Origin of the sequence: Quisquiliibacterium transsilvanicum, assembly GCF_014202215.1 — a bacterium.
GTDB classification, from domain to species: domain Bacteria; phylum Pseudomonadota; class Gammaproteobacteria; order Burkholderiales; family Burkholderiaceae_E; genus Quisquiliibacterium; species Quisquiliibacterium transsilvanicum.
Map to the genome: position 1 here is coordinate 1 of NZ_JACHGB010000002.1, position 12,276 is coordinate 12,276.

General features: G+C 69.8%; 10 protein-coding genes and 1 other RNA gene. 1 reads left to right on the plus strand and 10 read right to left on the minus strand.

Features of this window, described 5'->3' with window-relative positions:
- Positions 1-272 precede the first annotated feature (272 nt).
- The gene (locus HNQ70_RS03435) at positions 273-1,439 is read left to right on the plus strand and encodes a hypothetical protein (RefSeq protein ID WP_183964337.1); all 1,167 of its coding nucleotides are present in this window, start codon (positions 273-275) and stop codon (positions 1,437-1,439) included.
- A gap of 317 nt (positions 1,440-1,756) precedes the next feature.
- On the opposite strand, the gene ssrA is transcribed toward HNQ70_RS03435, so the two are convergent.
- From ssrA to cysD, 10 genes are all read right to left on the minus strand, one after another.
- Positions 1,757-2,121: a transfer-messenger RNA gene (gene ssrA / locus HNQ70_RS03440) on the minus strand.
- Between the two features lie 145 nt (positions 2,122-2,266).
- Positions 2,267-3,397: a sensor domain-containing diguanylate cyclase gene (locus tag HNQ70_RS03445; protein ID WP_183964339.1), complete on the minus strand. Its 1,131-nt coding sequence runs from the start codon at positions 3,395-3,397 to the stop codon at positions 2,267-2,269.
- A 153-nt stretch (positions 3,398-3,550) separates the two neighbouring features.
- Entirely contained in the window at positions 3,551-5,440 is a 1,890-nt protein-coding gene (locus HNQ70_RS03450) for a PgaA family protein (protein WP_183964341.1), read from the minus strand.
- An 11-nt stretch (positions 5,441-5,451) separates the two neighbouring features.
- Positions 5,452-6,717 carry a glycosyltransferase gene (locus HNQ70_RS03455; RefSeq protein ID WP_183964342.1) on the minus strand — a complete coding sequence of 422 codons (1,266 nt, stop codon included), beginning with the start codon at positions 6,715-6,717 and terminating at the stop codon, positions 5,452-5,454.
- A complete protein-coding gene (locus HNQ70_RS03460) occupies positions 6,714-7,217 on the minus strand; it encodes a hypothetical protein (protein ID WP_183964344.1) in 504 nt (167 codons plus the stop codon). The genes HNQ70_RS03455 and HNQ70_RS03460 overlap by 4 nt, the downstream gene beginning before the upstream one ends.
- On the minus strand, positions 7,214-8,113 hold the full coding sequence (locus HNQ70_RS03465) for a PA14 domain-containing protein (protein ID WP_221302634.1): 900 nt from the start codon (positions 8,111-8,113) through the stop codon (positions 7,214-7,216). Before HNQ70_RS03465 ends, HNQ70_RS03460 begins: the two co-directional genes overlap by 4 nt.
- A gap of 254 nt (positions 8,114-8,367) precedes the next feature.
- A complete protein-coding gene (locus tag HNQ70_RS03470; RefSeq protein WP_183964346.1) occupies positions 8,368-9,144 on the minus strand; it encodes a sulfite exporter TauE/SafE family protein in 777 nt (258 codons plus the stop codon).
- A gap of 16 nt (positions 9,145-9,160) precedes the next feature.
- Positions 9,161-10,000 carry a uroporphyrinogen-III C-methyltransferase gene (gene cobA, locus HNQ70_RS03475; protein WP_183964348.1) on the minus strand — a complete coding sequence of 280 codons (840 nt, stop codon included), beginning with the start codon at positions 9,998-10,000 and terminating at the stop codon, positions 9,161-9,163.
- Positions 9,997-11,328 (minus strand): sulfate adenylyltransferase subunit 1, encoded by a 1,332-nt coding sequence (locus HNQ70_RS03480; RefSeq protein WP_183964350.1) that lies wholly within the window; start codon positions 11,326-11,328, stop codon positions 9,997-9,999. The genes cobA and HNQ70_RS03480 overlap by 4 nt, the downstream gene beginning before the upstream one ends.
- The gene (gene cysD, locus HNQ70_RS03485; protein ID WP_221302635.1) at positions 11,328-12,272 is read right to left on the minus strand and encodes a sulfate adenylyltransferase subunit CysD; all 945 of its coding nucleotides are present in this window, start codon (positions 12,270-12,272) and stop codon (positions 11,328-11,330) included. The genes HNQ70_RS03480 and cysD overlap by 1 nt, the downstream gene beginning before the upstream one ends.
- Positions 12,273-12,276: the final 4 nt, after the last annotated feature.

Genomic DNA, 12,276 nt, shown 5'->3' on the forward strand with positions numbered 1-12,276 from the left:
GGCCCGCTCACGGACCTCAGGTGAGAACTTCGGTGACTTCTTCATGACTCCATCCTCTCAAAGGTTGGAGCCTCCTCAAAACCCGGGGCGATTCAGGTAGACCAATCGGCCTGCCGCCGATAAAATGCGGCGAGGTGCCCACCTTACTTGCACACGAGTAAAAAAAGGCTTCGTCTCACTGTCATTGAAAACCTCTCTTTGAGCCTCGTCGTCGGGGACTTAAACGTGTGCGCCTGACCCGAAATCGGCGTGGCACACAGGAAAGGTTCGTCATGACAATCAAAGAGCTCGCGTATTCCGCGCAGCAACATCTCCAGGCCAGCACGGGCAGCTCCCTCAAGAGAGCCCACATCTACGAGCTGCTGGCAGCCTCATTCGGCTTCAAGTCCTATGCGGCACTTGGCGTTGATACCGTCTTCACACAGCGACGCTCGGACGACAAGCGAACTGGCTCGCACCGCGACTTCGTCAGACGGCGCTGCATCGAGCTCGGATATCCGCCGGAAGGCGCGGATCTGGTCTCGGTGTCGCTAGGGTCCTTCCTGGCAGAGCGCCAGATTGGCGCAGTGCAGATTTCGGCGTTGATCAGCCAACTGCGAGGGGATTGGTCCAGCCTAGACGACGATCCGGCTGATGACGACCCCGAGCAGTTCGGCGACGAGCAAGACGATCGGCTTGGTGCCCGATGGGCAGATGGTGACGAGGCTGCTATCGCACCGCTCATGCTCGATGGGTTGGAGGCAGCGGCCAGCAAAGGCAACGCTCTCGCTCACTACGCCCTGGCGCTGATCCATGCCCCCGACGACGATGACGACACCGACCGGGGGGCGGGAAGCTCCTACTGGCACTCCCAGGCACAACAGGGTCGTGTGCTGACAGGCGTGGAAAAGGAGTGGGCAGAGGCCCATGCGGCTCGACTCACTCAAGCGGACAAGTACGCCAGCCATCTTCGCGAGGCTGGTCGACTCGGCAATCAACATGCGCTCCTCGACTTGGCGGAACGCTTTGGTGACCCGTCATTCTTCGAGCGGCCGCGTCACGATGTTGGTGCAGATCCATCGGCCATTGCCAAGATTGCCGAGCGACTGGGGCGCGTGGCTGATGCGAAGCACTGGCTTACCGTGGCTGCCGAGAATGGGGACACGGACGCCATGCTCCGCCTGATCGAGGAGCACGATCAAGGAGATCTGGCTCGGTGCTGGACTTGGGTGTATCTGTCCAGGCTGGTCGGCACGGACCTGTCCAAGGACGCTTACTACGCGATCAACGAGGACGGCTCGGACTACGACGATGATGTCGGCGGTCCCGCCTATGCAGCGGGCCGCGACGGCATAGATCTCGCCCCTATCAGCGCCGAGCAAGATGCGGCTGCCAAGCAGGCCGCGCAGGGTCTGTTCGAGCAGATTCAGCGGGCCGCTGCTGTCGAGCCAAGGCGGTAAGGTCGGAACGGACAGCCTCCTGGCCGCGGCAGTTCCCCTCCGGGTAGGCAATGCCGCGATCCAACCGCTTGAACCGTCCGCGCGTAACCCGTTGATTTGAAAGGGTGCTGAACTGTGCCTTTGCGGACTCCGGGCCATTCGCGGAGAGCGAAGCCCGGGAGAAGAATGGCCAGGAGAGAGCGAAAAGCGGCCGAGAACGGGCCAGACAGGCAACCGGCGAAGTCCGCAGGTGTCCGCATGAACCCGCGCAAACACGCGGGAACTGTCGCCAACAGACGAGAAAAAGCCCCAACTGAGAACAGTTGGGGCTTCAATAGTGGTGGAGCCGGCGGGAATCGAACCCGCGTCCGCAAGTCCTCTACGACCAGTTCTACATGCTTAGTCGATCTATTTGGGTCTCAGTGCGGACTTAGCCGGTCGACAGGCCGGTACGCACCCAGTCACCTATTTTTTAGCTCTCCGACAAGTGACCCGCCGGAGCACGATCCGATGTGAATGACACTGCTGCTCCCTTGCGGGAACCCGGGCCATCGGCAACCCGGTGCAGTGGCTTAGGCCTTAAGCGGCCAGAGCGAAACGCTGGTCGTTGGCGTTTAAAGTTTTGCCAATGGATTTACGAGGAAAAGGCGCCTCGGCATGCCCTGTGCCGCTTCGCTACCCACGTCGAAACCAGGTCGGCCCCGGTGTTCGGTTCGTGCTGCAGTGTTGCTGCGCAAGCAGCGCGGTCGACCACCGCGCTGTGAAGCAAGTATAGACCCTTCCCGGAATTTCAAGGTCGTGATCCGGAGATCGTCTCTAGAGGAGGTCCTCGAACCGGGCGGCCGCCCTCAGGCGGCAGTGAGCTTCGATGCGCCATCCCCGGCGCCTTCGACCCGGTTGCGGCCCAGGGTCTTGGCGCGGTAGAGCCTGGCGTCGGCCGCAGCGACCAGTTCTTCCGCGGTGCGGCCGTCCTCCGGGAAGCCGGCGATGCCGATCGACAAGGTGGGGCGCGGCAGGGCGTCGCCCCAGGGTGCCACCTGGCGCTCGAAGGCCGCGCGGTACCACTCCGCGCGTTCGCCCGCGGTGCGGCTGGACATGGTCGGCAGCGCGATCAGGAATTCTTCGCCGCCCCAGCGGCAGACGATGTCGGATTCGCGGATGTTCTCTCTGAGCAGTCCGCCCAGCCGCACCAGGCAGGCGTCGCCCGCGGGATGCCCGTGGCTGTCGTTGATCGCCTTGAAGTGGTCGATGTCGATCAGCATCACGCTCAGCGGCTTGCCCTCCCGCGCCATGCGTGCCAGCTCGCGGCCCATGGCATCGGACAGGTAGCGCCGGTTGTACAGACCGGTCAGCGGGTCGCGCTCGGCCTGGTCCTTCAGCTGGGCCTGCAGCACCTCGATCTCGTCCAGGCGCTGCCCCAGCGCCTGCTCGCTGGCGCGCACCTCGTCGTGGGCGCGGTGCAGGCGCATTGCGCGCGTGTAGGAGTCGCGGCCGACCGCCATCACGTACAGGAACAGGGTGGCCATGCTGAGCGCGGTGGTGAGTGCGCCGGTTTCGGTGGCGACCGGCGTGCGCAGCGCCGCCCAGCCGGCAAGGAGGCCGAGCGAGACGGCGCCTGCCCCTGCGAAGAAGGCCGGCAGGCCGCGGAACACCACCAGGTTCAGGATGACGCCCACGATCATGATGAAGCCGATCCAGGCGGGGAAGCCGAGCCCGGCCACCCAGATCCCGAACAGCACTGCTTCGATGAGCATGGTGCGCAGCTCGAACTCGAGCGGTCGCGGGGCGCGCCGGCCGAGCGCATGGACGACGTGCGGGAAGACCAGGAAGTACAGCGCCAGTGCGGCCCACACGGCAGCGCCGGCGCCGCGGTCGACCAGATGGGCGCCCAGCGTGGCGAACAGCAGCAGCCCCGAAAAAGTCCGGTTGCGGTAGTTCATCCGCACGACCCAGTGGGCCTTGTCCGGTGCGGCCATCATCGGATGGGCTCCTGACGGGAACTTCGGGCGTCGCGGGGTTCCGGCATCAACACGTGTGTCCGCTGGATGGGCCGCCGCCGGAGCGGCGGAACGGTGCGCGGCGAGATTAACCGAATCCCGGGCGCGCGTGCAGCCCCGCACGCCGTCGTTGCGTCAGAACCACCCGGTAATGCCGATGCCGGCGAAGCGCCGCCAGTAGCCCTCGCCCCCCGAGCCCACGCCCATGGACCCGCCCGAGCCTCCGGCCCAGGCGCGCAGGCGCAGCGAGCGGGCGAGGTCGTAGCCTGCGGACAGTTCCCACAGGTTGGGGTTGCCGCTGCTGCGCTTGCCCCAGCCGTCCTTCTCGCGGGCATTGCCCACGCCCAGCCTCAGGCCGAATGCCCACGCGCGCACCTCGTGCTCCAATGCGAAGTACGCCCTGGCCTCCTGGTAGTCGCGCGGGTTCCAGTAGCCGCGCGCTGCGCGCAGCTCCGAGGCGGGGTCGGAGCTGCGGAAGATCATCGCTTCCACGCCAAGCACCACCTTCGGGTTCATCCTCAGGGTATGGTCCGCGCCCAGGTTCAGGCGGGTGCGCAGGTTGCCGTCGTCGAACTCCAGCGCGGCAAGGGTCGCCGACACCGAGGAGCGGGGCTGCCAGCGCCAGCGGGCGCCCAGCGCCGCCACGTCCACCGTCACCCTGTTGGAGATGGCCAGCGGCGTCTCGACGACCTCGCGGGCCAGTTCAGCGTCCAGGCGCAGCGTGTCCTTCGGATCCCAGCGCATCCGCGCGGCGCCGGTCACCGGGTGCCAGCTGCCGTAGCGGTTGGCCTCCAGGCTGATGCTGGGCCAGAGCGGTCCGCGGTCGGCGGCCGAGCCAATGCTGGCAGCGTCCGGGCCGAGCCGGGTGCGAAAGGTGACGCCGAGCCGTTCGCCGCGCGCGTCGCGGCCGGGCTCTTCCAGGTCGACCAGGCGGGCGCCGACCTCGACGCTGGTCGCCGGGCCGGGGCGCCAGCCGAAGGAGGCGCTCGTGGCCCGGGTGTCGAGCTCGTCGCGGTCGGTCGCAGCCTCGAAGGCGGCGCTCGCCCAGGGGCGCTGCTCGCGGCCGGTGCGCCAGCCTCGAAGCCAGCGTGCTTCCTGCTGGGGAAGCCCGTCCAGCGCAGCGTGGGCGAGATCGTCGTAGCCCGCCCAGCGCAGCGCGCGGGCGCGGTCGAAGAGGGCGTCCGGTGGAGGCGTGCGGCCGGCTGCGCGATCCACTTCGACGGCGTCGCGATAGTCGGCCACGGCGGCGCGGTGCAGGCCCTGGAAGTTGCGGGCTTGCGCGAGCCCGTAGCGGCTCCAGCGGTCCGAGGGGTCGCTGGCCACCAGCGCCGAGTAGCGCGCGATCGCCTCGTCGTGGCGATCGAGCCAGGCGTGGGTCTGGGCGGTCTGGCGGGCGATGTCGCGGTCGTTCGGGCGCAGCGCCTGCGCCCGGGCCAGCGCCTCGAGCGCCGCCTCCAGCCGGCCCGCGTTGCGGCGGGCTTCCGCGAGGCCGCGCCAGGCATCGAAGCCGTCGCCGCCGCCCGCGTAGGCGGAGGGGCGCTCTGCCACCTCCAGGAACAGCGGCTCGGCGGCTGCCGGCTGCCGGGCCCACAGCGTCTGCCAGGCCAGCGAGAGCAGCACGTCGCCCCTGCGTCCGGGCGCGATCTCGAGCACTTTGCGGTAGCGCTCGGCGGCTTGCGCGTTGCGGTCAGCGAAGCCGTGCACACGGGCGGATTCGATCAGCAGGTCGGTGTCCGCGGGAGCTGCGGCTTCGAGGGCCTGCCAGCGCGGCAGCGCATCGGCCCAGTCGCGGCGCTCGGCGGCGGCACGCGCTGCGGCGCGCTGCGCTGCGAACTCGGCGGTCGCGAGTGTGGTCGGCGCAGGTGCGGCCGCCGCGTGTGCGACCGGTGCGACCTGCGCGACCTGCGCCGTCCGCGCCGTCTGCGCGATCGCCGTACCTCCGATCACAGCCGATCCGAACGCGGCGGCGACCGCCGCCGCCAGCACTGCGTCACGCGCCTGCCGCCGCGGCTGCGACCCGCTCATCCTGCCTGCGCTCATGCGGCGGACCCCGTGCGTTGCGTGTTCCAGCGCACCGGGGTGCGCGTCGGCTTGCGGAACAGCCAGTGCAGAGACACCACGGTTCCCAACGACAGGAACATCCAATAGACGATCGGATACCAGACGGCATACGGAAGCATGCGCACGATCGTGCGGTCGTAGCGCCGGTCGATCAGCGTGCCGACGGCAAGCTGCGCCAGGCACAGCGTGGCGATCGTCATCCCCCAGAGGTTGGGGATGGGCGACGCGCCCACCGGCGGCAGCCCTGCGCTCCAGGACACCGTCCAGATCGCGGTGAGCACCACGAAGCACAGCGCCCAGAGGGTGGACAGCGAGGACTCGATGAACACCGGCCACATGCGCCGGTACTTCCAGTGCGCCATCACGTCGCTGTGCTTGTGCAGCACCTGCAGCAGGCCGCGCGCCCAGCGCAGCCGCTGCGTCCACAGGCCGCGATAGCTGGCCGGCACGGTCATCCAGCACACCGCGCGCGGCTCGTAGCGGACGTCGTAGAAGCGCTTCTGCAGCTTCCAGGTGACTTCGATGTCCTCGGTCGGCATCTCCGGGCTGAAACCGCCGACGTCGAACAGCGCACTGCGCCGGAAGGCCGCCACCACCCCGGAGACGGTGACGATCCGCCCCCAGATGCGCTGCGAGCGGCGCAGCAGGCTGACGATCGACGAGAACTCGATCGACTGCAGCCGCGCGAGGAAGGTGTCGGTGTTGCGCACCCGCGGGTTGCCAGTGACGGCGGCGACCCGCGCCGACGCGAAGTGCGGCACCATCCGGCGCAGCAGGTCGGGCTGGGGCTCGGCGTCGGCATCCAGGATCAGCACGATCTCGCCGCGCGCCAGCGGCAGCGCGTCGTTGAGCGCCATCGCCTTGCCTTCGTTGACCACCTTGCGCACCACGCGCAGCCGCGGGTTGCGCCCGAGCCGGGCAAGCGCGCCCGCGGTGTCGTCGGTGGAGCCGTCGTCGATGACGATGACCTCGAAGTCCGGGTAGTCCATCGCCAGCATCGCCGGCAGCGAGTGCGGGATCACCGCCTCCTCGTTATGCGCCGGCACCAGCACGGTCACCGAGGGCAGGGGGCCGTCCTGGGGCTCATCCTTCGCGTCGCCGCGCTCCCAGCGCAGCCGGAACATCAGCGAAGTGGTGATCCACAGGATGCTGGTGGCGATCGGGTAGCCGGCGAAGAACACCAGCGCCACGTAGTAGACGCTCGAGTGCTGGATTGCGGCGAGCAGTTCGGTGAGGTTCATGCGGCGCTCCAGTCGGCGGTCTCGGTCGGGCGGCCGTCGGCGCTGCGGTCCGCGGCGTCGTTGTCCGCCTGCGGCTCCGGTTGAGAGGGCAGCGCAGTGGCGCCGGCCGCGCGATAGACCTTGCGCTCGTCCGCGATGTCGATCACCACCAGGCGGGCCCTCGACAGCGCCACCCAGTCGGCGCGCACTTCGCGCCCGTTCCAGTCGACTGCGTAGCTTTCGTTGACGTGGGGAACGCCGAGGCGCGCGCCCTTGCGCCGGTGGATTCCCTTGTTGTGCAGGATCCAGGCAAGCGTGAAGGCGGGCAGCACCACCAGCGAACCGGCGATCAGCCACCAGAGATTGCGGTTCTCCCAGGGGCGGTCGAGCACCGTGTGCCAGCCCCAGAAGAAGATTGCCCAGCCGGCCAGCAGCGCGGCGACGTGAAGAAGTCTCTGCGGCCAGTTCCGCAGCGCGCTTGCACGCTGCCGATCCGTGCCGCCGGCGGGCGGAGCGGTCATGTTCGTTTCCTGCTTCTGAAGGCGGCGAACGCGGCCAGACCCGCGGCCAGCACGCCGGCCGTGCCGGGTGCGGAGATCGCGATCGGGTCGGTCACCAGGTGTTCGGTGGGAACGGTCTGCCAGACGCCGTCCCCCTGTTTCCAGGCAAGGTTGACGACCCCCGCCTCGATCCGGTCGTAGGCGCCCAGCTCGAAGCGGTACAGGCCGGTGCCGAGCAGGAGGTCCTGGTCGAAGCCGAGCCGCTCCCGCGGGCTGAGGAAGTCCGAAGAGATCTCGAGCGGTGACCCGTCGGCCCCCCAGATCCTGAGGAAGAAGCCGTCGTCGTAGAGCACGCCGAAGTTGTAGGCGCCGGGATCGGAGATCCTCAGGTAGCCGGTGAAATGCGCGGTCCAGTTGTTCTGCTGATCGTCGCTTCCCGTGAACGGCAGCGGATCGGCTGCGCCCCAGAGTGCAGCGCCATGCGGATCGGACGCGTACAGCGCGTCGCCCTGGTTGATCGTGGCGAGCACGCCGCTCCAGCTCTGCAGCGGCAGCGTCGAGCCGGGCGCGTTCACTGCCCGCCAGTCGGCCAGACCCCAGAGGCCCGTGCCCCAGCCACGCTCGCCGATCCGGGCGAAGCCGTCGCCGCCGGTGTTCGAGTAGGCGCCCGGCGCGCCGGACTCGGAGGGCTCCCTCCAGTGCACCGAGGTGCCGGTCCAGGCGCCGTCGATCCTGTGGAACACGGCGTTCGCGCCGCTGCCGGCCGCGTACTGTCCGGCCAGCAGCGGGTCGAGCGCGATTGCCGCCTGGACCGGGGCGCCGGCCAGCACGCCGGCCGCGATGGCCAATGCGATGGCGGCGGCGCGCGCGCCTTGCGTCATGCTCGGGTTGACGGTGCTGGTGTCGATCTTGTTCATCCTGTCCTCGCCTGCCTGTGCACGGGGTTTCCGAGCATGGGAAGCTAGACGTTCGCGCCTGCGGGACAGAGGAACTTCTTCACCCGGGCGCGCTCCGAGTGTCGGCCGCGCGTGAGATTCTTCTCAGGGGGAGGCCGATGGGCGGCGAGCGTTGGCGGCCGACCGGCGCGAGAGGCGCGAGAGGCGAGGGCCGGGCGCAACGGCTGCGCCCGCACTCCGGGAGCCCGGTGCGGCTCCCTTCGATGCGGCGCCCTTCAGGCCACCGTCTTGACGGCGGCCACCACCAGTGCGCCGGCCAGCAGACGGCGCGAGACGAGGTCGGGCAGGCGCACCGACAGGCGCGCGCCGAGGATGATGCCGGGCACCGAACCGAGCAGCAGCTGCACCAGCAGCATCGGGTCGAGGTTGCCCGCCAGGGCATGGCCGGTTGCCGCGAGCGCGGTGAGCGGCACAGCGTATGCGATATCGGTGGCCGCCACCTCGCGCGCACTCAGTCGCGGATGGATCAGTGCGATGGCGACGCAGCCGATCGCGCCAGCCCCGATCGAAGAGAGCGCGACGAGCGCGCCGATCACTGCCGCCGCTGCGATGGTCATTGCCCTGCGGGCGGCCGGCGGCATCTCGCCGCCGAGGCTGAGCCGCCACTCGAGCAGGCGCTCGCGCCAGAGCAGCGCCACCACGGTGAGCGCCAGCGAGGCCGCGATTGCGATGCGCAGCAGCCGGCCGGAGGCCGCGGGGTCGACGCCGCCGAGCTTCAGCCAGAGCATCGCGAGCAGCGCGGCCGGCAGGCTGCCCATCAGCATGAGCCGGACCACCTCGCCGTCCACGCCTGCGTGGCGCATGTGGGCGCGCGTTCCCACCGCCTTGGTCAGCGCGGCGAACGCGAGGTCGGTGCCGACCGCGATCGCCGGGTTGATCCTGAAGATGCCTACCAGCGCGGGCGTCATCAGCGAGCCGCCGCCGACGCCGGTCATGCCGACGATCAGGCCGACTGCGAAGCCGGTGAGGCTGAGCGCTAGGGCGTGGTCCATGGCGCCGGTCGATCGATCAGGCCGCAGCCCGCACCGGCAGGCGTGAAGGCAGCGAGAGCAGGCTGTCCACGTCGGAATGACGCTGCGATGCGCCCTCCAGGTCGGCGTCGGCCGGCGCCTCGAGCAGCGCGCGGTACACCTCGCCCACCAGCAGCAGCGCGGGGCCGTCGCCGAGACCGGCGGCGGCCTGCGCGAGTCCGGAAAGGCGCGTCGCGTGCACGCGACGATTTGGCAGGGTTGCGTTCTCCACCAGCACTACCGGCCGGTCGGCAGGAACACCCTGCGCGATCAGCCCTTGGGCGATCTCGGCGGCGCGTCTGCTGGCCATGTACAGCGCCACGGTGTCCGCCGCGGCCGCCGGACGAGCCCAGTCGTGCTCCGCCTCGCCCGGGCCCACCGCCGGAGTGATGAAGGTGACGCTGCGGCTCGCACCGCGCAGGGTCAGCGAGCGCGACAGGTCCGCCGCTGCGCCGAAGGCCGCGCTGATTCCCGGCACCACCTCGACGCGCACGCCTGCCGCCTCCAGCGCGTCGATCTCTTCCTGTGCGCGCCCGAACAGCATCGGGTCGCCGCCTTTCAGTCGGACCACGGTGCGGTGGTGCAAGGCGGCGTCGATCAGCTGGCGGTTGATGAAGCGCTGCGCGGTTGACAGGCGCCCGCAGCGCTTGCCGACGGCAATCTTGCGCGCGCGCACCGCGAGCGCGAGCACTTCCGGATGCACCAGCGCGTCGTGGAAGACGATGTCGGCCTCGGCCAGCAGACGCGCTGCGCGCAGCGTCAGCAGATCCGGCGCGCCGGGTCCCGCGCCGACCAGGTGGACGACGCCTACGCCGCCGTTGGAGGGCGCCCGGCTCATGCTGCGATCCTTCCGTCGTGCGGCACGCCCGCGCCAGCGTCCGCCGCCTGCGCCACCGTGCCGGCGGCGACCGTGTGGTTGTCGGTCTCGTCGATCAGGATGAAGGCGCCGGTCACTCGGTTGTCCGCGTAGGCATCGACCGCGATCGGCTGCTGGGTGCGGATCCGCACCCGCGCGATGTCGTTCATCGCGAGCGGCCGGTCCGCAGCCGTGCGCTCCAGCGTGCGCACGTCGAGCCGCCAGTCCACCGACTCGACACGGGCGCGCACCGCGGTGCTTGCGCGCTTGAGCGTATAGACGCGACCCGCGGCCAGCGGCGCGGCGTCGAACCAGCAGAGGTCCGCCTCGATCTCGTTCGACAGCCGGGGCGGGGCGTCCGGGGACACGATCAGATCGCCGCGCGACAGGTCGATCTCGCGATCCAGGCGCAGCGTCACTGCGCGGTCCGGACCGGCCTCGCCGAGCGCGCCGTCGGCAGTGACGATCTCGGCGACGCGGGCGCGCGCGCCGGAGGGCAGGGCGAGCACTTCGGCGCCCGGCACCAGCCGCCCCGAGGCCACGGTGCCCTGATATCCGCGGAAGCTGCCGTCCGCCAGCTGCGCGCCGGGCTGGGCGTTGCCGAGCGCGACCCGGGTGACGCGCTGCACCGGGAAGCGCAGCGCCGCGGCGCGCGCTGCTGTGTCGTCATGGCGGGCCGGGGCGGTTTCCAGGTACTCCATCAGCGTCGGCCCTGTGTGCCAGGCGAGCAGTTCGCCGCGCTCGACCACCATGTCGCCGCGCAGCGCTGACATCGGGATGGCGCGCAGGTCGGCGAAGCCCAGCGGTGCGGCGAAGCGCTCGAACTCGTCTCGGATCGCCTCGAAGCGCGCGCGCTCGCCGCCCACCAGGTCCATCTTGTTGACCGCCAGCACGATGCGCGGAACGCCCAGCCAGGCGGCCAGGCAGGCATGACGATGCGTTTGCGCCTGCAGCCCCTCGCGTGCGTCGACCAGCAGCACGGCGACGTCGGCGGTGCTCGCGGCAGTGACCATGTTGCGGGTGTATTGCTCGTGGCCGGGCGAATCGCCGATGATGAACTTGCGCGCCGGCGTGGCGAAGTAGCGGTAGGCGACGTCGATGGTGATGCCCTGCTCGCGCTCGGCCAGCAGCCCGTCGGTGAGCAGCGACAGGTCGATCTCGGTGAAGCCGCGCTTGCGCGAGGCCGCTTCGACCGCGCTCACCTGGTCGGCGAACAGCCCCTTGCTGTCGAAGAGCAGGCGCCCGATCAGCGTGGACTTGCCGTCGTCGACGCTGCCGGCGGTGATGAATCGCAGGAGTCCGGAGCTCATCAGAAGTATCCCTCGCGCTTGCGCAGTTCCATCGCGGCCTCGTTCGCCTGGTCGTCCAGGCGGGTGGCGCCGCGTTCGGTGATGCGGGTGGATTCGGTCTCGCGAACGATGTCCTCGACGCTCGCGGCGTGCGAGGCCACTGGCGCGGTGCAGGTGATGTCGCCCACCGTCCGGAAGCGCACGCTGAGACGCTCGACGGCCTCGCCCGCGCGTGCCGGAGTGAGTCCGGTGATCGGCACCAGCGCCGCGCCGCGCCGCACCACTTCGCGCTCGTGAGCGAAATAGATCTCCGGCAGCGCGATGCCCTCGCGGCCGATGTACTGCCAAACGTCCAGCTCGGTCCAGTTCGAGATCGGGAACACGCGGATGTTTTCGCCGGGTCGCACGCGCCCGTTGTAGATCGACCAGAGCTCGGGGCGCTGGTTCTTCGGGTCCCACTGACCGAAGGAGTCGCGGAAGGAGAAGACCCGCTCCTTGGCGCGCGCCTTTTCCTCGTCGCGGCGGGCGCCGCCGATGCAGGCGTCGAAGCCGAACTCCGAGATCGCGTCTAGCAGCGTGACCGACTGGTGCGGATTGCGCGGCTCGTCCGCATGCGTCAGCCGCACCCGTCCCGAGCGGATCGAGTCGCCCACCGAGCGCACCACCAGGCGCAGGCCGCGCTCCCGGGCGATGCGGTCGCGGAACTCGATCACTTCGGGGAAGTTGTGCTCGGTGTCCACGTGCAGCAGCGTGAACGGGATGCGCTCCGGGAAGAAGGCCTTCTCCGCCAGGCGCAGCACCACGGCCGAGTCCTTGCCGCCCGAGAAGAGCAGCGCCACGCTGCGGCATTCCGCAGCGATTTCTCGCAGGATGTGGATCGATTCCGCCTCGAGCGCGTCGAGGTGGGTCCAGCCGGCCGGCGCCTGTTGCGCCGGCTCGAGGAAGGCGTGTTCCGATGCACCCATGATC

Excerpts from the sequence above, each read along its gene's own strand:
- HNQ70_RS03435 (WP_183964337.1), top strand. The coding sequence starts at position 273 with ATGACAATCAAAGAGCTCGCGTATTCCGCGCAGCAACATCTCCAGGCC.
- HNQ70_RS03445 (WP_183964339.1), bottom strand. The coding sequence starts at position 3,397 with ATGATGGCCGCACCGGACAAGGCCCACTGGGTCGTGCGGATGAACTAC.
- HNQ70_RS03450 (WP_183964341.1), bottom strand. The coding sequence starts at position 5,440 with ATGAGCGGGTCGCAGCCGCGGCGGCAGGCGCGTGACGCAGTGCTGGCG.
- HNQ70_RS03455 (WP_183964342.1), bottom strand. The coding sequence starts at position 6,717 with ATGAACCTCACCGAACTGCTCGCCGCAATCCAGCACTCGAGCGTCTAC.
- HNQ70_RS03460 (WP_183964344.1), bottom strand. The coding sequence starts at position 7,217 with ATGACCGCTCCGCCCGCCGGCGGCACGGATCGGCAGCGTGCAAGCGCG.
- HNQ70_RS03465 (WP_221302634.1), bottom strand. The coding sequence starts at position 8,113 with ATGAACAAGATCGACACCAGCACCGTCAACCCGAGCATGACGCAAGGC.
- HNQ70_RS03470 (WP_183964346.1), bottom strand. The coding sequence starts at position 9,144 with ATGGACCACGCCCTAGCGCTCAGCCTCACCGGCTTCGCAGTCGGCCTG.
- cobA (WP_183964348.1), bottom strand. The coding sequence starts at position 10,000 with ATGAGCCGGGCGCCCTCCAACGGCGGCGTAGGCGTCGTCCACCTGGTC.
- HNQ70_RS03480 (WP_183964350.1), bottom strand. The coding sequence starts at position 11,328 with ATGAGCTCCGGACTCCTGCGATTCATCACCGCCGGCAGCGTCGACGAC.
- cysD (WP_221302635.1), bottom strand. The coding sequence starts at position 12,272 with ATGGGTGCATCGGAACACGCCTTCCTCGAGCCGGCGCAACAGGCGCCG.